16 protein-coding genes are annotated in these 24,358 nt (G+C 38.5%); 11 read left to right on the forward strand and 5 right to left on the reverse strand.

The features are described 5' to 3' along the window. The 11 genes from ASE92_RS03530 (at position 1) to ASE92_RS03580 (ending at position 16,422) form a co-directional block, all read left to right on the forward strand. A complete protein-coding gene (locus ASE92_RS03530) occupies positions 1–909 on the forward strand; it encodes a ParB/RepB/Spo0J family partition protein (RefSeq protein ID WP_056848689.1) in 909 nt (302 codons plus the stop codon). 26 nt (positions 910–935) lie between these two features. Beyond that, the gene (locus ASE92_RS03535) at positions 936–1,640 is read left to right on the forward strand and encodes a DUF5683 domain-containing protein (protein ID WP_157255618.1); all 705 of its coding nucleotides are present in this window, start codon (positions 936–938) and stop codon (positions 1,638–1,640) included. Between the two features lie 10 nt (positions 1,641–1,650). Further along, positions 1,651–2,385, forward strand: a complete 735-nt coding sequence (gene dapB, locus ASE92_RS03540) for a 4-hydroxy-tetrahydrodipicolinate reductase (RefSeq protein WP_056848691.1) — start codon at positions 1,651–1,653, stop codon at positions 2,383–2,385. Between the two features lie 169 nt (positions 2,386–2,554). After that, entirely contained in the window at positions 2,555–3,748 is a 1,194-nt protein-coding gene (lepB, locus tag ASE92_RS03545) for a signal peptidase I (protein WP_056848692.1), read from the forward strand. A 334-nt stretch (positions 3,749–4,082) separates the two neighbouring features. Continuing rightward, complete coding sequence (locus tag ASE92_RS03550; protein WP_056848693.1) at positions 4,083–7,364, forward strand: SusC/RagA family TonB-linked outer membrane protein; 3,282 nt, start codon at positions 4,083–4,085, stop codon at positions 7,362–7,364. Positions 7,365–7,385: 21 nt separating this feature from the next. Beyond that, positions 7,386–9,104 (forward strand): SusD/RagB family nutrient-binding outer membrane lipoprotein, encoded by a 1,719-nt coding sequence (locus ASE92_RS03555; RefSeq protein ID WP_056848694.1) that lies wholly within the window; start codon positions 7,386–7,388, stop codon positions 9,102–9,104. Positions 9,105–9,155: 51 nt separating this feature from the next. Further along, positions 9,156–9,725 carry a redoxin domain-containing protein gene (locus ASE92_RS03560; RefSeq protein ID WP_056848695.1) on the forward strand — a complete coding sequence of 190 codons (570 nt, stop codon included), beginning with the start codon at positions 9,156–9,158 and terminating at the stop codon, positions 9,723–9,725. Position 9,726: 1 nt separating this feature from the next. Next, positions 9,727–11,034 (forward strand): calcium-binding protein, encoded by a 1,308-nt coding sequence (locus ASE92_RS03565; protein WP_056848696.1) that lies wholly within the window; start codon positions 9,727–9,729, stop codon positions 11,032–11,034. 44 nt (positions 11,035–11,078) lie between these two features. Then, entirely contained in the window at positions 11,079–12,269 is a 1,191-nt protein-coding gene (locus ASE92_RS03570) for an ROK family protein (protein ID WP_082454894.1), read from the forward strand. A 41-nt stretch (positions 12,270–12,310) separates the two neighbouring features. Further along, positions 12,311–13,735: an alpha-L-fucosidase gene (locus tag ASE92_RS03575; protein WP_056848697.1), complete on the forward strand. Its 1,425-nt coding sequence runs from the start codon at positions 12,311–12,313 to the stop codon at positions 13,733–13,735. 11 nt (positions 13,736–13,746) lie between these two features. Then, the gene (locus ASE92_RS03580) at positions 13,747–16,422 is read left to right on the forward strand and encodes a glycoside hydrolase family 3 C-terminal domain-containing protein (protein WP_056848698.1); all 2,676 of its coding nucleotides are present in this window, start codon (positions 13,747–13,749) and stop codon (positions 16,420–16,422) included. A 107-nt stretch (positions 16,423–16,529) separates the two neighbouring features. Here ASE92_RS03580 and ASE92_RS03585 read toward each other — a convergent pair whose 3' ends face one another. The 5 genes from ASE92_RS03585 to ASE92_RS03605 all read right to left on the reverse strand — a co-directional run bounded on the left by ASE92_RS03585 (position 16,530) and on the right by ASE92_RS03605 (position 24,126). Beyond that, entirely contained in the window at positions 16,530–17,615 is a 1,086-nt protein-coding gene (locus ASE92_RS03585) for an Ldh family oxidoreductase (protein ID WP_056848699.1), read from the reverse strand. A gap of 33 nt (positions 17,616–17,648) precedes the next feature. Then, positions 17,649–19,235, reverse strand: a complete 1,587-nt coding sequence (gene bshC, locus ASE92_RS03590) for a bacillithiol biosynthesis cysteine-adding enzyme BshC (RefSeq protein ID WP_056848700.1) — start codon at positions 19,233–19,235, stop codon at positions 17,649–17,651. A 69-nt stretch (positions 19,236–19,304) separates the two neighbouring features. Then, positions 19,305–21,152: an alpha-L-fucosidase gene (locus ASE92_RS03595; RefSeq protein ID WP_056848701.1), complete on the reverse strand. Its 1,848-nt coding sequence runs from the start codon at positions 21,150–21,152 to the stop codon at positions 19,305–19,307. 178 nt (positions 21,153–21,330) lie between these two features. After that, positions 21,331–23,265, reverse strand: coding sequence for a DEAD/DEAH box helicase (locus ASE92_RS03600; RefSeq protein WP_056848702.1), 1,935 nt, complete (start codon positions 23,263–23,265; stop codon positions 21,331–21,333). A gap of 393 nt (positions 23,266–23,658) precedes the next feature. Further along, a complete protein-coding gene (locus ASE92_RS03605) occupies positions 23,659–24,126 on the reverse strand; it encodes a DUF4293 domain-containing protein (RefSeq protein ID WP_056848703.1) in 468 nt (155 codons plus the stop codon). Positions 24,127–24,358: the final 232 nt, after the last annotated feature.

A 24,358-nucleotide genomic window follows, 5' to 3' on the forward strand; every position in this document is an offset into this window, starting at 1 on the left:
ATGACGTCTTTTCAGCGAAAAACAGGTTTAGGAAGAGGGTTAAGTGCGCTTTTAGATGATAGCGAATCTTCTCATCCACCAAAACAGCAAGTAAATGCTGTAAGTGAAACCGAGCAGATTGGTAATATCAGTCATGTAAGTTTAACGGAAGTTGAAACCAATCCCTATCAACCACGTACCGAGTTTGATCAGGTAGCTTTAAATGAGCTAGCAGATTCCATCAAAGTACAAGGCTTAATCCAGCCCATTACGGTAAGAAAAATCGGTGCAAACAAATACCAGTTAATTTCTGGTGAGCGTAGATTTAGGGCTTCCAAACTAGCAGGCTTAACACAAGTACCAGCATATATTCGAAGTGCTAACGACCAACAGATGTTGGAGATGGCATTGATCGAAAACATCCAAAGAGAAAACCTGAACGCCATTGAGGTTGCATTAAGTTTTCAGAGGATGATTGATGAGGTGGGTTTAAAACAAGAACAGTTAGGTGAGCGGGTTGGAAAAAATCGTACCACAGTAACCAACTATTTGCGTTTATTGAAACTTCCACCGGCCATTCAAGCTTCCATCCGCGATCAGCGAATATCAATGGGGCATGCCCGGGCTTTAATTAATGTTGATGGTGTTGATAAACAATTATTTATCCATCAGGAGATTTTAGATAAAGGTTTGTCAGTACGTAAAGTAGAAGAACTGGTTCGTAATTTACAGCATTCGCCACTCAAAATCGAGGAGAAGCCAGCAGTAAAGGGCGTTTCTTTCCAATATCAAAAACTGCAGGATGATCTGGCATCTAAATTTGCTACACGTGTAAAATTGAAAGTTTCGCAGAATGGCAAAGGCGCTATCGAAATTCCTTTTATGAGTGATGATGATTTGAACCGAATTTTAGAATTATTAGACTGGTAATGCATTTCAATAAGCTTTTAATACTGGTGTCTTTATTTACGTTTTTTCTGGTAAACCAAGCTTCGGCTCAGGTAGAAGATACAGTATCAAAAGCAACTGATACGCTGAAAAGTCGTAACTACAGGCCTATGAAAGTAGATTCGCCTAAAGTAATGACCCGGCGTGATTCCGTAAAATCCAAATATGTAAACCCAGGTAAAGTTGCCGGAAGAAAGGCAGTTTTAAAATCATTAATATTGCCCGGACTTGGCCAGATTTACAATCTTCAACTATTGAATGATGGTTCCAGGGCGGGTAAAAATCTTACCTTCCAACGCATTTACACCATAGGTAAAATAGGAGCCATTTATGGTGGGTTTACCGTATTGACGCTGTCGTATATCGAGAGTAGTAAACAATATGATTTGTACCTGAAAGAATTACAGTATCGGAATAATCACGGCGGCAAGGCAGATCCTAATGGGCCATTTATTAAAGACGATGGAAGTGAATTTTCTACTTCAGGGATCACTACCGGCAAAGATACTTACAGGAGAAACAAGCAAATTGTACTTTTCTCATACGGTTTAGTTTACATCGCGAACGTGGTAGATGCTTACGTTGCGGCTCGTTTACACTTCTTTAATATCGATGATAAATTATCCTTCAGGGCGGTTCCTACATTGATAAATTCAAACAGCATGTACAGCTTTAGAGCCATGCCAGCCTTAAAATTATCTCTAACTTTTTAAAAATAAATCCATGAAAATTGCGCTTTTAGGTTATGGCAAAATGGGACAGATTATAGAAAAATTTGCTCTTGAACGCGGTCATGAAATCGTACTAAAAATATCCATCGATAACCAGGAAGATTTAACCAGGCAGAACCTAAAATCGGCAGATGTGGCTATCGATTTTAGTACACCTGATTCGGTTTTAAATAATATTAGTGCGTGTTTTGATGCAAATGTTCCTGTCGTGGTAGGTACAACAGGTTGGTACGGCAAATTGCAGGAAGTTAAAAATGACTGTAATACCAGTAACAATACTTTGCTCTATGGGTCTAACTTCAGTATTGGCGTTAATTTGTTTTTTAAGTTAAATGAAACTTTAGCAAGGCTGATGAATAACTACCCGGCCTATGAAGTGCAGGTGGAGGAAATTCATCACACACAAAAATTAGATGCGCCAAGTGGTACTGCAATTACAATTGCCGAAGGTATCGTAGATAATTTAGAGAGAAAGACAGAGTGGTTAAATGAAGTTGTGGGAACAGATGTAGAAGCTTTCGCGAAAGCAGATCAACTGCTTATTGAATCGCATCGCATTGAAAACATACCGGGAACGCACACGGTGATTTACAGCAGCGAGGTAGACGACATTGAAATTAAACATACTGCACACAGCAGAGCAGGTTTTGCTTTAGGCGCTGTGGTTGCTGCAGAATGGCTAAAAGGCAAAAAAGGATTTTTCAGTATCACTGATATTTTTGAATAGGAGCGAGAAGGAAGAGTGAGGAGCAAGGATTAAGGCACAAGGATTAAGGAGCAAGGAACAAAGATTAAGGAACAAAGAGCAAGAAATAAGAAACAAAGATTTTAAGTCGCTTTGCAACTCCCTCCCTTCTGGGGAGGGTTGGGGTGGGGCTTTAATAGCATAAAATAATATGAATTATAAATTCTGGCAACGAAAAAAAGATGCCACTAAAAAGAAAAAAACAAAAACAAGAGAATGGGTCGATGCCATTGTTTTCGCTGTAGTGGCAGCAACCATTATTCGTGTTTTTTTTATTGAAGCTTACACCATTCCATCCGGATCAATGGAGCGTTCTTTATTAATTGGCGACTTTCTTTTTGTGAGTAAAGTTAATTATGGAGCCCGCATCCCGATGACACCGGTTGCTTTCCCTTTTGCACACCACACAATGCCGTTAACAACATCAACAAAAGCCTATTGGGATGGCGTTCAATGGAAATATCACCGTTTGCCTGGCTTATCCGAAATAAAAAGAAACGACGTAGTGGTTTTTAATTTTCCGGAAGGTGATACCGTTGCTGTAGAAAATCAGTCAGATAGTTACTACAATATGGTTCGTAACATGGGTAGAGAGCAAGTTCGTAATAACTTTACGATTGTTGATCGGCCAGTTGATAAAAGAGAGAACTTTATTAAGCGTTGCATCGCCATTTCAGGTGATGTGATTTCAATGGCTAACGGCGTTGCTGTTGTAAACGGAAAGCAAGAGCCATTAAAAAATACGGGCATGATGCCTTATAAAATCGTATTTAAAACTATGGATTTTAATTACGCAGCGCTCGATGAATTTAAATTGGATTTGGGTAATAGTCCTGCAATTGCTGAAAATACCTATATCGTAAATGCGTCACCAGAAATAGCTGATAAATTGAAAGCTTTTGATTTTATCAGTTCGGTAACGCTAAGCCCTGATGCTGCCGGTCCTGAGCAAGGTGGAGTTTTCCCTCACGATCCAAATCGGGTTTGGAACCGGGACAACTTCGGACCGATTAAAGTTCCCGCCAAAGGTTGGACGGTGAAAATAGATAGTTTGACAATGCCACTTTACTACAGAGCCATCAGAACTTATGAAGGAAATAAAGTAGAGAAGAAGGGTGGCGTTTGGTACATCAACGATAAGGTGGCAAACACTTACACTTTTAAAATGAATTATTACTGGATGATGGGAGATAATCGCCATAATTCAGCAGATTCACGTTACTGGGGTTTCGTTCCCGAAGATCATATTGTAGGTAAAGCATTATTTATTTGGATGAGCTGGGATAGTGATGCTTCTTTCTTTAGTAAAATAAGATGGAGCAGGTTATTTAGAGGAATTGACTAGTTTTTCCTGGAAAATCAAAACAAAAAAAGGCTTAGATTTCTCTAAGCCTTTTTTTGTTTTGTGGTAAACTTTTAAAAAAAATTAATAAGTTTATATTAAGTTTTAAATTTATTTATTAAGTTTGTTACAAACAACCAAGCTTACACTCCTATCGCCTGATAACTACAGCGATAGAGTGCTTCGAATTTACGATTAGATCGAGTACGTTAGCACAATACAGATTAGCTACAAGTGGTGAGAATATTTTAACCTAATCAAACTATTATAATTACAGAACAGAAACAATCTTCACAAAGCCGACAACCAAACTATTTATTAACTAAATTCATTTGTAATGAAAAAAATCTACAAAGGGCTATTTACTGCATTCTTATTAACATTATTGTTTATAGGTGCGTATGCTCAAAAAACGGTTACTGGTACCGTTAAAGATGTAACCGGAAACCCCGTGCCTGGGGTTAGTGTTTCTGTAAAAGGAACGAAGCGGGCAACCCAAACTGATGCAAACGGAAAATATAGTCTTTCTCTAAACCCAGGAGAATCTATTGTTTTCTCAGCAATTGGATATTTAAGAACTGAAATACCAGTTGAAAATCGTTCATCAATAGACATCTCTCTGAAAGAAGATTCTAAAGCCCTTGATGAAGTAGTAGTAACAACAGGTTTTGGAGTGAAGCAACAAACCAGAAAGTTGAGTTATTCTATTCAGGATGTAAAAGGCGATGATTTGGTTCGTGCCAATGAACCAAACATTGTAAACGCTTTACAGGGTAAAGTAGCTGGTGTTGTGATTAACCAGGGAACAGGCGGTCCGCAATCATCATCAAGAATCAGAATCAGGGGTAACTCTTCATTAAGTCCGAATACTCAACCTTTAGTTGTGATTGATGGAGTTTTGATTCAGCCAGGTGTTTCAGGAGCTGACTCATATGGTAATGGTGCCCAGGATTTTGGTAACATCATGAAAAACTTAAATGCTGATGATTATGAAAGCATAACGGTATTGAAAGGTGCTGCTGCAAGTTCTTTATATGGTTCGAGAGCCCAGAATGGAGTGCTTTTGATCACCTCTAAAAAAGGGAAAGCAGGTCAGGGTTTAGGAATTTCATTTTCTCATACTCAAACAATCGAGGAGGCTTACCGGACTATGGATTTACAGAATGACTTCGGTGCGGGTATTAATCCAACATTTACGAAAGGTACCGATGGTATTCCACAGGTTGATGCCGCTAACTATTTTTGGAGCTTTGGCCCAAGATTCGACGGAAGTCAGGTTAAGGACATTGATGGTAGGATAATTACATGGGATGCAAAGCCAAATAATCTACTTGATGCCTATAAATTAGGAAACTACAGCAATTCAAATCTTGCATTCCAGGGGGCTAACGAAAACGGAACTTTCCGTCTTTCATATACTAAACTTTTCAGCACAGGTATTTTGCCAAATAATAAATTTGAGCGGGACGCTTTCGATTTTAGAGGTTCGCATAAATTTGCTAAACTATTCGAAATTAACGCTGGTGTAAACTATACTACTAGTAATAGTTTTAATCCGGTTAACCAGTCAAATAACAATAATCCTTTATTTGCCTTGGTTTACGCGAATCCAAGAAGCTATGATACCAACTATTGGAAAGACAAATATATTAGCCCAACAAATGGCGGTATCTTAACAGGTAGCGATGACCCATATGGTTTAGCTCCGCTTTGGTGGTCGATCTACAATACTAACGTTAGACAACGTGAAAACAATTTTAGAGGTAACCTTGATATTACAGCCAATATTAGGCCATGGTTAAATGCAGTTTTACGTGGTACGTTAAACCAAATCAATACTTCACAGGAAACAAAAAATATTGGTACAGGTGTTGGGTTTACCGGAGGCGAATATGCTAAAAGCCAGTCAGATCAAAGAAGTACAAGGTTCCAGTTTTTATTAAACGGAAATAAGCAAATTACAGATAATTTCAGCTTAAGCTTAAGTGTTGGTGCCGAAACCACTAAAGATTTTGGTAATAACTACACCCGTACCAGAACTGACGGAGGATTGAAAGATCCGGGTAAGTTCTTTATCGGAAACTCTGTAAATACAGCAGTTACTGACTTCTCGATAGATGGAAGCCAACGTACCGATGCGGTATATGCTTACGGAGATTTCTCTTATAAAAATATGCTTACGTTAAACTATAGTGTAAGAAACGATTGGTCTTCAACTTTAACTTATCCTGATGGTAGTGGCGATTATAGTTATTTATATCCATCAGTAGGTTTATCTTATGTTTTTTCTGAATCTTTAAAAAATAATGATGCTTTCGCATTTCTTTCATACGGTAAATTAAGAGCCAATTATGGTCACACCGGATTGGGAACTGCGCCATACACAACGAGTAAAGGTAAATATTCGTTTTTAAGCACTTATATTGATGAAAATGGCAATCAAATGCCTAGGTATGGATATCCTGAATATACTTTAGGAAATTCACAATTGAAAAATGAGTTAACTAAGGAAATTGAATTGGGAGCAGAATTACGTTTCTTTAATGATCGATTTGGAATAGATTTCTCATTCTATAAAAAGAATACAACTAATCAGATTTTGTCATTGGCATTGCCGTCTGAGTCTGGAGTTCGTCAAAAACTATTTAATGCAGGAAACATTCAGAACAAGGGTATAGAAATACTATTGACTGGTACACCAATTAAGTCGAATAATCTTGAATGGAATACCACCTTGAACTTTGCTCGCAATCGCAATAAAATTATTGAATTAGCTCCAGGCGTTGATACTTACACTTTGGGGTATGCATTTGGAGCTGACATGAGTTCAGTTGCTGTTGCAGGACAAGAATACGGAAGTATTTATACTGGTTATGGTTATGCTACTGATCCTAACAGCGGTCAAAAGCTTTTAAAAGCAAATGGAAGTTATTGGAGAAGTGGTGATTTAGGCCAGGGCAACAAAAATTTGGGTAGTATGATGGAAAAGTACAACGGAAGCTTAATCAATAATATCAGGTATAAAAACTTTAATGTTAATTTCCAAATTGATGCTAAAGTAGGTGGTTTAATAGCTTCTGGAACACATCAGTATGGCACAAATTTCGGTGCATTTGAAAGCACATTATTTGGCCGTTCTGCTGATTTAGGTGGTTTACCTAGAAAAGATGCACAAGGAAATATCATTGCAAATGATGGTATCATCCCTGAAGGTGTTTTTGCAGCAGGTACAACAATCAGTAATGTTAATGTTTCTGGTTTAACTTTCCAGGAGGCTGTGAACAGAGGGCTGATTCAGCCAGTAAGTGCCCGTGTCCATTACGCACGTTTAACACAATGGTCTACAGGTATTAGAGAATATTCTACATTCGAAAATAGCTGGGTTGCACTGAGAGAGGTTTCGGTAGGATATACTTTACCTAAAAAATTCACAGAAAAACTTAGTTTCAACCGAATTAACGTAAGTGTAATCGCAAGGAATTTAACTTACATATACAACAGTTTACCAGATCATCTTAATCCTGAAGGTTTGTTCAATAATACTGCAGGAGCTTTTGCAGAATACGGAGGTATGCCTTACGTACGTACATTTGCATTCTCATTAAAAGGTTCTTTATAGTAATTTAAAAAAGAAATTGAAATGAAAACGATATATAAAATAGGTTTAACCTGTACAGCTTTAATTGGGCTGACCATTACAGGCTGTAAAAAGGAGAAGTTTGTTGAACTGAACACCAATCCTCAGCTGATCGATGTAATTACTCCGGAACAACAATTTATGAATGCTGTTGCAAGTATTCAAGGAGACCGTTTCGAGGCTTATTATGATAACTTTCGAGGCATTATGCCCTGGATGCAAATGTTGACTCCACTTGCTGGAAATAGTGTAACATTTATTTCGGAATCTGGCAGTTTAAGAAATGTTCGTTATGGCATTTTCTATCCTGCAGTAGGTGGTAACCTTACAGATGTAGAACAACTGATTAGAAAAATGTCTGCAGAAGAACAGGCAAAAAGAGTACATGAAGTCGAAATTGCAAAAATAGTTAAGGCTTATTATGCCTTTTATGTTTCTGATATTAGTGGCAGCATTCCATACACAGATGCCTTTATGGTGAGATATGGCGGTACTGAAACACCAAAATATAACACTCAACCTGAACTATTTGATATTCTTGACGCTCAATTAAAAAGCGCAGTAACAACTTTAAGTGCAACGCAACCTGTTGCACAAACTTCTTTTGGTAAAAACGACCTGTTTTTTCAGGGTGATGTGGCTAAATGGATAAAAGTGGCAAACTCAACAAGATTGAGAATAGCGATGCGTTTAATGAAGAGAGATGCTGCTAAAATGAGAACTAAAGTATTGGATATTTTAGCCGCCCCAGGTGGTTTGATTGATAATGCGAATGAAAGTTGGATTTTTAGAGCCAATGCCAACTACGCAGATGGTGGAGACTGGTCGGCTGGGAACCTGCGTGCTCCTAGGCCAATTGTTGATTTCATGTATACCAATTCCGATCCTCGAATCAGGTTTTTCTATCAGGAGAATTTATTTAGTCAAACCAATTTCGACCTGGCTAAGGCACAAGGTAAAGTTCCAGCTTCTTCAAACTTCGATCCGAGAAGATATTATGGTGTTGCTACAAGTCCGGATGCCTCTGCTGCGCCAGACTTTGCTAAATTCCTTAACAACATCACTATCACGGTAAGAAATGCAAGTGGACAAAGTGTGCCCCAGGTGATGGATACCTTATCACTGATTCAACCACGCCTTTTTGCCGCTGGTGAAAATGGCGGTACAGGGATGAACGCATTTCCTTTGATTACTTATCCTGATGTTTGTTTTATGCGTGCTGAGTTAGCAGCAAGAGGCGTAACATCAGAAAGCGCTGAAAGCTGGTACAATAAAGGTGTAGAAGCATCTATCAGGTTGTATGATGATCTTGCAAACAAAGCTAAAATTATTGATCGCACAGGTGCTGCTAATTATCAAGCCGTAACAGCGACAGAAATTAGCAACTATCTTGCTAAAACGCCAGTTAAGTATGATGCAGCCAAAGGTTTGGATCAAATTATCAGTCAGGCTTACCTTAACTTTTTTAAACAACCTAACGAAGCCTGGGCAATTTTTAAAAGAACAGGTATGCCAAATACCACAACTGTTGTTGCGCTTGAAAGGATTATAGCCTCGGGTACCGAGCAATCTATTCCAAGAAGAGCAGCGTTAAGCATCCCGTCAATCACAAATCTAAACTATCAAAATATTACAGATGCCTACAAAGCAATGCAGGCAGATCCTGATTTTGGTCAGGGACCAAGTGATATTACCGGAAGAGTTTGGTGGGATAAGAAATAAATTTTTTTCAAAAACTCCTGGTGAAAGCCGGGAGTTTTTTATATTAAGAGGATGTTTAGAATTTTCACCTATCTGTTGCTAATTAATTTAAGCATTTACGGAGCGAAGGCCCAAAGCAAAATTTCCGTTCAAAAGCTGCAAAAAATTCCGTTAAAGGCATTAAATGGAAAAACAGATCATATCATGGCTGGTAAGGCTACGGCTTTTATTTTCCTGTCTCCAGAATGTCCGCTATGTCAAAATTATGTAGCGGAACTTAACGCATTAAAATTAAAATATCCAAACGTGGAAATACTGGGCCTAATTCCCGGAAATGCTTATAAACTGAAGGAAATATCGGCTTTCAAGGATGAATACAAGGTAGGTTTCCCCTTGTTGGTAGACGATTTAAAATTATTAACATCAGCATTGAATGCCACCACTACGCCAGAGGTTATCTTAATCGATAAAGAGGGTACACTAAAATATCGTGGATTAATTGATAACTGGGCCGAGAGCCTTGGAGTTAAACGCAAAGTTATCACGTCGCATTATTTAAATGACGCCCTTGCGAACCTGACTACACCCAACTACCCTGTTAAAATTACTAAGCCAGTTGGCTGCTTAATTAACGACAAATAAAATGAAGAAAATTTTGTTATTATTTATTGCCTTACTAGTGATTAAAGGGGGTTTTAGTCAGAAATTAACCTACTATGAGCATATTGCACCAATAATTAAAAATAAATGCACACCCTGCCACCGGCCAGGAGAAGCGGCACCTTTTGCATTATTAACCTATGAAGATGTTTCAAAAAGAGGAAGCTTTATAAAGAAAGTGACCCAATCTGGTTTTATGCCGCCCTGGAAGCCAGATAATCATTACCGAAGCTTTGAGAATGATCGGTCGTTAAGTGAAGTTGAAAAGAAAATGATTAGTGCCTGGGTTGACGATAAAATGCCTCAGGGTACAGTTAAGGCTAAAGGTAAATTGCAGCAGGATTATATAGAAGGAACACAATACAGCCGTAAGCCAGAACTGGTTTTAAAAACAATGAAGCCCTTCATCGTCAAATCAGATAGGGAAGAACGTTTCATCGTTTTCAAGATACCATTTGAGCTCGGCGAAGAAAAAAATGTAGAGGCAATTGAATTTTTCTCCTCAAATAAGAAACTTATTCATCATGCAAATTTCGCCATACATCCGGTAGCGGATGGTGTAGATATCAATAGTGCGGCCGACTATGTAAATTTAACAGATGGCGACCGATCCGATTATGATCAATTTATGCCATTTAAAAAGGAAATGACCTACTATGGGGGTTGGATTCCGGGAACATCATTCGAATCCTATCCGGCTAATTTAGGTTGGGTAATGCCGAAAAGAGGTGTAATTCTACTTACCATTCATTATGGTCCATCAGCAAAAGAAGAAGAAAGCATTTCAGGCGTTAATTTTTTCTTTAAAAAGGCACCAATAGAAAGGAAAATAGATGTAGTCAGCTTGGGTTCTGCTGGAGTCGGAGAAAATTCAATTGATCCTTACTTCATGATTCCGGCTGATTCTATAAAGAAATTTAACTTAAAGATAGTTACACCGAAAGATCAGTCCTTATTATATATTTGGCCACATATGCATCTGTTGGGAAAAGATTTCAAAGCTTATGCAGTAACACCAGATGGAAAAACGATTAATTTAGTTTCTATTCCATCATGGGATTTTAGATGGCAAGAAATTTATCGTTTCAAGCAACTGATAAAAATTCCGAAGGGTTCCATTTTAACAATGGAGGCTACTTACGATAACTCGAGAAATAACCCTAACAATCCTAATAATCCTCCCAAAATGGTTTTTTCAGCTAATGATATGAAATCAAGTGATGAGATGATGACGATGTTAATGCTGTTTCTTCCATACAAAGAGGGCGATGAAAAGCTCCTATTAAAATAACCGAGCTTGCTTAGGCTTATTATTATCATTAAAATTTAGTTCAGATGTCTGTTATCATCGAGAAAGGTCAGCGTTTAAAAGCTGATATTATCAAGCATCTCTATTATAAAATAGCGCTGTCATTAACCGATTTAAGTAAGCTCACCAAAAAGAGTTTACCATTGGTTACCTCTGTTGTCAACAATTTAATGGCTGAAGGTTATATCATAGAACAAGGATTAGCACCTTCTACTGGCGGTCGACGCCCGTCCATGTACCTGCTTAACCCAAATCATAATAAATTTATTGTGGCCATTGCCATGGATCAACTCATTACCAGACTTACCGTTTATGATATGTCTAGAAAGTTAATCGTACCCATGCAATACCTGGATTTCGACTTGTCTGATGATAAAAGCGATGTTTGTACACTGGTAAATTTTATTAATGAGAGTATTGATAGATCAAAAATAAAAAGAAAAGATATTTTAGGTATAGGGATTGGAATGCCAGGTTTTGTGAATGCAGAATTAGGTATAAACCTGTCCTATCTTCCAATTAATAATGGGTTAACATTACGCGAATTTATTTCCTCAGCAGTGAAACTTCCGGTTTTTATTGATAATGATTCAAGTTTAATCGCTTTGGCCGAACTCAATTTCGGTGAGGCAATGGATTTGAAAGAAGTGATGGTTGTAAATATTGGCTGGGGAACGGGGCTTGGTATGATTATCAACGGCCAACTTTACAGAGGAAGTACGGGCTATGCTGGTGAGTTTAGCCATATTCCACTATCTGATAGTAACAATTTATGTTCTTGCGGAAAAAGGGGGTGTTTAGAGGTTGATACTTCATTGCTCGTGATGGCTGAAAAAGCTGGACAGGCTTTAGCCAATGGCGCAGAATCTAGTATGAAAGAGTTGTTTAAAGATAAAACTAAACATCAAAGAGATCATTTTTTAGATGCTGTAATTGCTCAAGATCCCTTAGCAGTTTCTATTTTGTCTAAAGCCGGATTTCAGTTAGGAAAGGGGTTATCAACATTAATTCATATTCTTAACCCAGAATGCATTGTGTTAAGTGGAAGAGGAGCAAAGGCCGGAGAAATGCTGCTGCCTCCAATCCAACAAGCGATAAATGAATTCTGTATACCAAGAATTGCAGGCCAAACCAAAATCAAGTTATCTACGCTAACTGATGAGGCAGAATTACTAGCAGCTGCCGGCCTAATAATCGAAAACAGTCAATTTGATTAATAGACTGTAGATTTAAATGAAAAAAATCTCACGACATTGATATGAAAAAATTAATATTTTCCTTTTATCTATTTTCACTTTCAATCGCTTTTTCTTCTGCACAGGAACGCAATGATATTGTAAAACAATCTGCTACTTACGAGTGGCCAAAAGATCCTTTGGTAAAAGAAAAATTAGAGCAGTGGCAGGATAAAAAGTTTGGCATGATCATCCATTGGGGTTTGTATGCTGTTCCAGGAATTATCGAATCTTGGTCTATCTGTTCTGAAGATTGGATCGAAAGAGATTCTACCATCGCTTACGAGGACTATAAAAAACGGTACTGGGATTTTAGCAAAAAGTTCAATCCAACTAAGTTCAACCCCGAGAAATGGTCGGCTGCGGGGAAAGCTGCAGGGATGAAATATCTCGTATTTACTACCAAACATCATGATGGTTTTGCCATGTTTGATACCAAGCAAAGCGATTTCAGCATTGCCAAAGGACCTTTTTCCAATAACCCAAAGGCAGATGTTGCCAAATATGTTTTTGATGCTTTTAGAAAAGATGGCTTCATGATTGGTGCCTACTTTTCTAAACCCGATTGGCATTCGCAATATTATTGGTGGCAAAAGTATGCTACGGCAGATCGAAACAATAATTACGATATCAAAAAATATCCATGGCGTTGGAATAAATTCAAGGATTTTACCTACAACCAGATTGGAGAATTAATGAATAACTACGGCAGTGTAGATATTCTTTGGCTCGATGGGGGTTGGGTTCGTCCTTTGGAAACCGTGAACGAAGAGGTGCTGTCGTGGGGTGCAAATATCCCTAAATGGAGCCAGGATATTGATATGCCAAAAATTGCTGCAATGGCAAGGAAAGCACAACCAGGGTTGTTAATGGTAGATAGAACCGTTCATGGTCCTTACGAAAATTACCAAACTCCTGAACAGCGGATTCCGGAAAAACAATTGGATTATCCCTGGGAAAGTTGCATGACTTTAGGCGGTGCCTGGGGTTTTGTACCTAACGATCAATATAAATCTTCAACAGAAGTAGTTCATAAACTGGTAGAAATTGTTGCAAAAGGTGGCAGTTTATTACTTGGTGTTGGGCCAAAACCAGATGGAACGCTCCCTGACGACGTGACTAAACAACTTAATGAAATTGGAAAGTGGACTTCCAAAAATGGAAAAGCAATTTACGGCACCCGCATCACAAAAGATTATCACGACAAACAAACCTGGTTTACTCAAAGTAAAGATTCCAAAAAGAGATTTGCAATTCATTGCTTAGCAGAGCAAACAATACCAGATATGGTGAAATGGAAAGGAAACGCACCCAAAAAAGGCACTGATATCATTTTGCTTTCCACAGGTAACAAAGTAAAATGGAAAAGTGTTGATGGAGAAACCTGCGTTTCTATTCCTAAAGTTGATCGTACGGCAGCGCTTGCTTTTGAGTTTACAGCGCAATAAAATTAAACACTATGAAGATAAAATGTTTTGTAGCCATTCTTGGGATAACTATTTTTTCTCTTGATGCAATAAACACATTTGCACAAAAGCAAACAACCCCTGTTTACAAAGATGCGAAGGCAAGTATTGATGACAGGGTGAAGGATTTGCTGGCGAGAATGACTCCGGAAGAAAAATTCTGGCAATTGTTTATGATTCCCGGCGACCTTGACGGAGTGGACAAAAAGCGTTATCAAAATGGGATCTTCGGTTTACAGGTAAGTGCTGTATCTCAAGGTGGTGGTGGTGTCAACCAAATGATGAGCTACAATACTTCAGAAAATGCGTTCACATTGGCCAAGAAAATTAACGCCATCCAGAAATTTTTCGTAACTGAAACCAGGCTGGGCATTCCGATTATTCCTTTTGATGAAGCCCTTCATGGTTTGGTGCGTCAAGGTGCAACTGCTTTTCCCCAGGCAATTGGTCTTGCAGCCAGTTTTGATACCGAAAATATGGCTAATGTTGCCCGGGCAATAGCTGGAGAAACTAAAGTGAGAGGAATTAGAGATATTTTGACGCCGGTAGTAAACATCGCATCGGATGTGCGTTGGGGCAGAACCGAAGAAACCTACGGTGAAGATCCCTTTCTTTCTTCGCAAATGGGTTTGGCTTTTGTCAGCGCATTCGAAAAGCAAAATATTATTACCACACCTAAACACTTTATTGCAAATGTGGGCGATGGCGGTCGCGACAGTTATCCTATCCATTTCAATGAGCGGATGATGAAGGAAATCTATTATCCGCCTTTTGAAGTGGCCATAAAACAGGGCAAAAGCAGATCGCTGATGACGGCTTACAATTCTATTGATGGAACTCCGGCAACATCAAACTATCAATTGCTTACTCAAAAGTTAAAAACGGATTGGGGTTTCGGAGGTTTTGTAATCTCTGATGCTGGAGCCGTTGGTGGAGCTAGCGTATTGCATCATACCGCAACAGGCTATGCACAATCCACCATACAAGCCATTGAAGGCGGGTTAGATGTGATTTTTCAAACTGAATTTGATCACTACAAACTTTTCATCCCACCTTTTTTAGATGGGTCAATTTCGAAAAGCCGAATCGATGATGCCGTTTCAAGGGTTTTAAAAGCAAAGTTTGATTTGGGGCTTTTCGAAAATCCATATGTATCAGAAAAGGATGCTGAAAAAGCTGTAAGCGATAAACGCAATAAATCTGTAGCAAAAGCAGCCGCCCAAAAGTCATTTGTGCTGTTAAAAAATGAGCAATCAATACTGCCCCTAAAAACCGAGAAGAAGATTTTAGTATTAGGAGAAGATGCCACTGAAGCACGTCTAGGAGGTTACAGCGGTTCTGGAAATGGTAAAATCAGTATTCTGGAAGGAATCAGGAAAAGGGTGGGGCAACCAGGAAATGTACTTTATACGAAAGGAAGCAGTCGCGATCCTAAATTCTACCAAATTATTCCAGCTAATTTTTTACGTACCGATACAACAAGTGGTTTAAAGGCCGAATTCTTCGATAATTTGAACTTCAGCGGCTCACCGGTGGTTACCAGAATCGACAAGAAAATCGATTTCATGTGGACCCTTTATGCGCCCGACCGCAAACTTGCAAAAGATCTATACTCGGTAAGGTGGACTGGAAATTTAGTTGCTCCGAAAACCGGAGTATTCAAGATCGGCTTAGAAGGGAATGATGGTTTCAGACTTTTTATCAACGATAAATTGTTGATCGATCAATGGGAGAAAACTTCTTATCATAGTCGCCTGATCTCTTTTAATTTTGAAAAAGATAAAAAATATGCCGTCCGCATCGAATTTCAAGAAACGAAAGGCAATGCCTACATCAAATTCATTTCTGATTTTGAAGTGATTAATAATGTTGACAAAGAACTCGCTGAAGCCGTTTCGCTTGCCAAACAAGCAGATGTTGTGGTGATTGCTGCCGGTATAAAGGAGGGTGAATTTCAAGATCGAGCCATGTTGAACTTGCCTGGAAATCAGGAGCAGTTAATTAATGAAATGGCTAAAACCGGTAAGCCTGTTGTGGTGCTATTGGTTGGTGGAAGTGCAATTACGATGAATAATTGGATAGATCATGTACCTGCTGTTTTAAATGTTTGGTATCCGGGGGAAGAAGGAGGAAACGCAATAGCGGAAACGCTTTTTGGCGATTATAATCCTGCCGGGCGATTGCCGATAACCTACCCGGTACATGAATCGCAATTGCCATTGGTATATAACCATAAACCTACCGGACGTGGTGATGATTACAATAACCTCAGTGGAGAACCACTATTCCCATTTGGCTACGGCTTGAGTTATACAGAATTTGAATACAGTGACTTGGTTTTGAGTAAACGTGAAATCAATCAAAATGAGAAGGTTACCGCCACTTTTAAACTAAAAAATATCGGCAACCGGGCAGGTGAAGAAGTTGCTCAACTTTATATTCGGGATATGTTGGCAACCGTTGTAAGGCCAGTATTGGAACTTAAAGGATTCAAGAGAATTGGCTTAAAACCAGGAGAAAGTAAAGAGATTGTTTTTGAAATCGAGCCAGAAATGCTGAAAATGCTCAATGCAGAAATGAAATCTGTGATTGAACCAGGAGATTTCCGAATCATGATTGGCGCATCGAGTAAAGCGTTATTGTTAAAGGAAACCCTTAAAGTATTGTGATGCTACACTTCGTTTAAGCAGAAAGATTTTGCCTTTTTATGGTAGGTTAACCATATGTACTTAGTTAGTTATCGCCGTGAGTGCTGGTTACACTCGCGGCTTTTTCTTTAATTTAAACCTTCAATTCCTAATTTTTCGGCTAACTCATTCAAATCTTTTACTACAACGTCGATCAAAGGTATTCCGCTAACTTTTCTCTCTTGTTCATACTCATGTTCCGGTTCGCCAGGTATAATTACTTTCTTATCAGGATCAATTGTTTCTGCATTTTTAAAACGTTCCACCCAATTGTCCAGGTGGTTTTTAAATTCTTCGGCAGGGCGGAAACCATCTACACGCATTGCGCCTAAGAAATGGCCTAAACCTTCACCAACAGGGTTTGCCGAGGGTTCTAAAAAAGCAACAAAAGGTGGCACCCATGGGCCATAGTTTGCACCTGAAAGCACAGCCGATAAAATATCCACTGTAGCACTCAATCCGTAACCTTTATGGCTTCCGTGATCTTTATCGCTACCCAAAGGCAAAAGCGAACCCCCACCTTTCAATTCATTAGGGTCGATGGAATTTTTTCCGTTTTTATCTTGTACCCAGCCTTCAGGTATAGGTTTGTTAGCTCTTTGAGCGATTTCTAATTTTCCATTTGCAGCTGCTGATGTAGCCATATCTACAATTACCGGTGGATATTTCCCTGCCGGGAATGCGTAACACATTGGGTTAGTTCCAAGTAGCCTTTCATTGGCGTAAGTTGGCGCAACCAGTGGACTTGCGTTGGTCATGCTGATGCCGATCATATCTTTTTCTACCGCCATTAAAGCATGGTAACCTGCAATGCCGAAATGGTTGGAATTTTTTACTGAAACCCATCCGCTTCCGTACTTCTCTGCTTTTTCGATGGCTACTTTCATTGCGAAAGGTGCCACAACCAAACCCAAACCCGCATCTCCGTCAACTGTTGCAGTGGTTGGCGTTTCATGCACAATTTTGACATCAGGTGTGGCATTAATTCTATTTTTCTCCCATAAACGAACATAGCCACTTAAACGAGCTACACCATGTGAATCAATTCCACGTAAATCAGAACGAATTAATACATCTGTAGCAAGCTCGGCATGTTCATCAGAACAGCCCATTTTTTTAAAAACGTTGTAAGTAAAAGTTCGAAGCTTGGTTTCGGTGAAGTTTATAAAGTTCATTTTTGCATTAATTTGTCGTTACAATGACTTTGTTTAGGGTAAAAGTAGCGTGAAATCGCCGCCAAGTGGCTCAAAGTTTTCTATGCAGGATGAAAGAAAATCTTCCCCGTAGTTGACATACATCGGTGCGATATTCAAAGTTCTTTCTTGCATAGTACCATTAGGAAAAAGGCGCTTTTTAACATTTTCAATTTGTACCAATGCCATTTCATGCTTCCGTTTTTCAGCCCTAAAAAGTTTCTTTTCCAGGTTGGCTAGCAAGCGATTCGTCTTTTGCTTTGCGGTATCGGTAGAAACCGATAAGGTTTTATCAATCTTGTAAGCATTTAACTTAATCTGGTCAAAAATACTATTGATGGCACGGGTTTCATCGGCAAGGCTAAGCTGGGCAGTTGAGTTTTTCTTTACCCACAGATTTTTCAACTCTTCAACCGGTAAAAAGATATCCTCCAAAGAGAACCCTAGACTGTATAAATTTTCGGCACTACGTTTATCAATCAACAAAGCCGAATTACGGAGCAATAACACCGGAAAGTCTACTTTATAAAAATCAAAATTGGCTTTCAGCTGCATCCAGTAAGCTATTTCGGCGCCCCCACCGATGTAAGCAATGTTGGGCAAAATTAATTCCTGGTACATTGGTCGCATCACCACATTTGGACTGAACCGTTCGGGATTCGATGCGATTTCTGCTAACAATTCATCTTCGGTAAGACTGATGTCAGTATGATTGACCACGTATTTTCCATCTTCAAATATTAAACGTTCCCGCAAATCATCTTTGAGATAAAAGAAATTAATATCCCTGCCGTTAACCTGGGTTTTGTAGCCTTTTTCCTCGAGCTGGTTAGAGGTAGAGTCGATATTTTTAGAACTGTTATGCTGCCTCACATCATCCGCTATTATACTCGCGAAAATCTTTTTTAGTGCCGGTTCATCTGCATTAACGATTACCAAACCGTATTTTTCAAATAAATTATTTACCAGATAACGTGTAGCATCTGCTAAATTATCATGTTCTAGGTAAGCTTTTTCTACCAGTTTAGCAATGTGCTTTCCATTTTTCGAAATACCCAAATAGCCTTTGTAAGCGGTTACAGCAGCAGCGACAGTTTTGGTACTTAACCTGCCAGTAGCACCATTGGTGGTTTGTATCCAGCTGATATTTTTTTCATCAACACTTACGTGATTAATTTCTTCAAAATCATGATCTTCTGTGGCCATCCAATAAACAGGGACAAAATTTTTATCAGGATGGGCCATCTTTAACTCGATAGCAAGATTTATCGCGGTAACGATCTTGTAAATGAAATATAAAGGACCCGTAAAAAGATTAAGTTGATGGCCTGTGGTTACTGTAAAAGTATTTTCAGAAGCCAGCAGTTCGATGTTTTTTGTTACCGATTTATTGGTTTGGATATGCCGATATTGATTTTTCAGAACATCAACCAGAATGTTTCGGTCTCCTAAAAAATTCCTGTTTTCTATTGCCTGGGCTAAACCATCCCTATCAGGACGATAACTGTAAAAAGGCCTTAACTGCGCTTCATCATTGATATAATCTAAAACCAGTTTCGAAAAAGAGCCAGTTTCCTGATAGGAAATATATTTTGCCTGCATAATTAGCGAAAGTAATGCAATTTAAGAATATTTGTAAAGCAGAACTACTATTTTACAATAGTTAAATAATTAGAGATTGCTTTCAATTGCGCCCACGTTTTCTCGGTACAATTTTAGAGGTCCATCTAAAAGTACCGCAATTACAGTTAAGTGTGTATCTAATATTTCTTTTGGAATATCGATGTATACAATACCTGGTATTTTGCTCCAATAAAGCTTGTTGTAAATTTCATGGTTTAGCATCGTGCCTTGTCCAACCACCCGAATTCTACTTATTCTATTTTCTAATCCCTTTATCGAAATTGGGCCTGTAGGCTCACCTTCTAAAAATAAATACAGTGTTTGTTTATCTGCAGAAAGTACAGTATTACCTTGATAGTGCCCTGTAGGAATGCCAGCTTTGGTTTTATATAAAGCTTCTGCATTTTTTATAACCCATTCGTTTATGCTTTTCTTTGAATTTTTAATACCCGATTTAAAGTCCTTTCCATCTGCAGCAAGATTAGTATTATCGAAAATATTGATCCCATCATTTAAATTACTTGAAAGGGTGCTCAGATTTAAATTTGTAAAATCCGTTGCAGGAGTAACTTCGAATAACGTTTGAAACGAAATTGGCTCATCCTTTTCTTCTGATAGCTGTATTTCTCCGCTAAAAGTAACCCGTAATACGGTAGCATCTTTATCGAACTGTTCTTCTTTAATATCAAAAATATAATCTGTATCATTAAGTTTTGTTGTTTCAACGGGCGCATCATTGCCAAGCACATCTACCTTTTTTATTTTTGATTTAATGCCTGATAAAACAATACCATGTGTGGTTTTGAAATCTAAATAAATGTAGAGCTGCTTTTTATCTTTTGATAAAGCAGTTTTAGCATTCACATGCTTTTTTGGTATGCCTGCTGTAGTGCCATAAATTGCATCTGCATGTTTGTTAGTCCAACGGCCTAAATCTTTCAAAATTTTAACTTGCTCAGAGGCGATTGTTCCATCCGGCTTCGGGCCAATGTCAAGCAACAAATTTCCGCCCATACTGATACAGTCTATCAAAGTTCTAATGATCATATTAGACGATTTATAACGACTATCATAAGGCTGGTAGCCCCATGAATCATTCATAGTATAACAAAGCTCCCAGTAGCTACCTGTGGGTTTAACAATTGGTACACCTTGTTCTGGCGTTTCATAGTCGCCCTGCTCATCAAGGCGTGAGTTGATGATAATCTCAGGATTTTTATTTTGCAATAAACTTCGAACTCTATCTGTTTGCCATTCGGCAGAAGTATGTTCCCAATCTCCATCAAACCAAAATAAATCAGGATTATACTGATTTGAAAGTTCTTTTAGCTGTGTATGGTAATAGTTTAAAAAAATGCTCCAGCGTTTTGGATTTTTTTTTAAATCATAACGTTTCCTTTCTCGGGTGAAGATATCGTAATCAGGGTAACTCCAATCGGGCAGCGAAAAATACAGACCGGTTTTTAATCCCGCTTTCTTTAAGTCATTTACAAAAGGCGTAATCAAATCTTTTTTTGCTGCACTATTTTTTATGGTTGTTGTTGCATTAGCTGCTTTGCTATTCCAAAGTGCAATGCCATCATGATGTTTTGTGGTGATTACCGCGTATTTGGCTCCACTTTCTTTAATCAGATTTACCCATTCCTGCGAATTGTATTGATCAGCACCAAACCCTTCCAGTTGTTTCATGTAAGCATCGTGGTTAATGTAATTGTTGAAAAATGACCACGATTCTGAAATTCCATTCACAGAATAAATTCCCCAATGGATAAAAATACCGAGCTTTGCATCGGCAAACCACTGCATTTTTTCATTGGACTTACTCACATGTTGAGCTGAAACTTTGCTGGTTTGTAGTAGAAATAAAAACGAGAAAACAAATTTTAAAAACTGCATAATATTTTTGTTGATTTAAATATAGCAGATATACTCCTATTATCTAAACTCACTGCGGTAGCTAAATCATTTATATTGAAATAGCCACCCATATTGATACAGTTTTTGCAAATTTTAAGCACAAAAAAAGCCGTCCTGAATGAACAGGACGGCTTTTAAAATATATGTTTTTAGTGATTTACCATTTTTTTCTGCGTTCCCCACTTCCACCTTCACGACTTCCACCTTCTCTGCGTCCGCTTCCACCTTCTCTACTTCCACCTTTTTCATCACGGCTACGTCCTGAGAAATCTCTAAAACCACCACCAGCGTTTCCACCTTCTCTGCTTCCGCCTTCTCTACGACCGCTACCGCCAGAACTTCTTCTGTCGCCACCGCCGCTGCCACCACGGTAACCACCGCCACCGCCGCTTCTGCGTTCGCCACCGAAACCACCGCTACGTCTTTCACCGCCACCGCGTCTTTCGCCAGCACCTTCGCCACGACCACCATCTCCGCTTTTCTCGATACGTACTGCACGACCGTTAAATTCAACAGATTTAAAGCCTTCGAAAACTTTATCAGCTACATCATCTTCAACCTCAAAGAAAGAGAAAACACCTTTTAAGTCGATTTTACCAACGCTTTTGCCAGCAATTTTTCCGTTGTTACAGATAAATGATAACATATCGCCACGGGTAAATTCATCTACAGAACCTAAGTTGATAAACAAACGGGTGTAACCTTCGCTACCACGTCCGCGTCTTTCACCACGTTCACCTCTTTCGCCACGATCATCGCCAACAGCTGCATTTAAATCAGGTGCTTTAGAATAGTAGTCTAAGAAACGGTTAAATTCTAATGAAGCAAAACGTTTGATTACATCCTCTTTAGATAAATCTTTAAATTCATCCATAATACGCGGAATGTATTGATCAATTTGCTCCACATTAACTTCTACATTATGCACTTTATGTACCAATGAGAATAATTGTTTTTCACAAACATCAAATCCGGTAGGAAGCTCAGCTTTAGTAAATTGTTTACCAATAATGCGCTCCAATTGACGGATTTTTCCCAGCTCTTTTGAGTTGATGATACAGATTGAAATACCAGTTTTACCAGCACGGCCAGTACGGCCAGAACGGTGGGTATAACTCTCAATTTCATCAGGTAAAGAATAGTTAATTACGTGGGTTACATTGTTTACATCGATACCACGGGCAGCAACATCAGTAGCAATTAACAATTGCATGTTACGCTCACGGAAACGTTGCATTACTTTATCACGTTGTTGTTGCGATAAATCGCCATGTAAAGCATCAGCATTGTAACCATCTTTAATTAAATGCTCAGCAACATCTTGTGTATCCAATTTGGTTTTACAAAATACTACGGCAAAAATTTCAGGGTTGAAATCTACAATACGTTTTAAGGCAGCGTATTTATCACGGGCACGAACAATATAATATTCGTGTTCGATGTTAACGTTACCCGTGTTTTTTGTGCCCATGGTTAATTCAACAGGCTCGTTCATGTATTTTTTAGCAATACGGCGAACTTCTGCTGGCATTGTAGCCGAGAATAACCAGGTTTTTTTGTCATCAGGAGTAGTTGATAAAATGTCGTTGATGTCATCCTGGAAACCCATGTTTAACATCTCGTCAGCTTCATCAAGCACAACATATTTAACGTTTGAAAAATCAATTGCCTTACGGCCAATGATATCCAACATACGGCCGGGCGTGGCCACTACGATTTGAACGCCTTGGCGTATTTCGCGTAGTTGTTGCATAATGTTCGCGCCACCGTAAACGGCAACAACGTGGGCATTAGCAACGTTTTTAGAAAAGTTTTTAAGGTCGTTAGCGATCTGTAAGCATAACTCACGGGTAGGGCATAAAATCAATGCCTGTGGTTTATTAACTTTAAAATCGATTAGTTCTAACAGCGGCAAACCAAATGCGGCTGTTTTTCCTGTTCCTGTTTGGGCCAAACCAACAAAATCATTAGTGCCTTCTAACAGTACAGGAATACTTTGCTCCTGAATAGGCGTTGGAGTTTCAAATCCAAGGTCCTTTACGGCATTAACGACGTCATCACTTATCCCCAATAATTGAAATGGGTTTGTCATTCGTCTTTTATTTTTAATTGAGCCGCAAAGGTACGGTTAATATTTCGTATTTTACTGATAGTTAGTTAAATAGTTTTTATAGCTAAATAATTGAAAATAAGCAAGAAAGAAATTAAGGGGAAGAGGGTATTGGAAATAGAAAATAGACGAAGGTAAATTAGCAGCGAAACGTTTGTTAATATCTTTAGAATTTGAAAATCAAAACCTGCTTTCTGTGGGCTAAATCACTCCCGCTTTACACTGCAATCTTTTTGTTTTAAACCTCGTCGGTTTAATTCAAGTAGTCTATTATTGTAATTGCCTCATTGAGGACTTCGCCGTTTAAAAACCTACGAGGTTTGCAAAAAGTATTTTCGTTTCAATCGGGTTTAAAAGGCAAAAGCATCAACAATATTATCGCAACCTTTCAGCAGAGCGGATTAACCTCTCGTCTTTATTAATGCCGAAAATGGCTAAAATAATAAATAAGATTGCAATAGCGGGTAGGTAAGCACCGACTCCAAACTTTGCGCTGTCAATTCCTCCAGGAAGTTGTTTGGCGTAAATACTGCACCAAAAAGCAAAACCAATAATCAACACGATGTTTAAAATCGCTACTTTTTTTTGAACGCTTCTTCGTTTGAAATTGAAGATGTTGGCAAAACTCATCAAAGCTACCGCGATATTGGTGATAAACAACGGAAGGAAATCACTAACAGTTACTCCTGAACCTGACCTTCCTATAACCGCTTTATGTAAGCCATTCGTATAAATCTCAGCTACAGTTGGCCCTGTTTCTTTGAATGCAATTGGAAAGAAAATCATTAAAGCCAATGTTAGCGCCGCTAGTAATAACCAAATGGTTTGTATTCTTTGTATCATGTTAATTTAAAATAATAGGCAATTATAGGAATTCTATTTCATCCTTAAAAAATATTTTCCTGCTCTGCTAATCAACTACTGTCAAATTTTTAAATTTATCACCGTAAGCTTATTTCATTAATGTAACAAATAGGTGAAAATGTGAGGTGAACCCTTTTTTTAATGGTGATCTGAAAATTATAGCTGATATTAGTCAAAACCAATTCTTCAGATAAGTTACGACACTTTTTCA

The sequence above is a fragment of the Pedobacter sp. Leaf41 genome (assembly GCF_001422545.1).
In the GTDB taxonomy this organism is placed as follows: Bacteria; Bacteroidota; Bacteroidia; order Sphingobacteriales; family Sphingobacteriaceae; genus Pedobacter.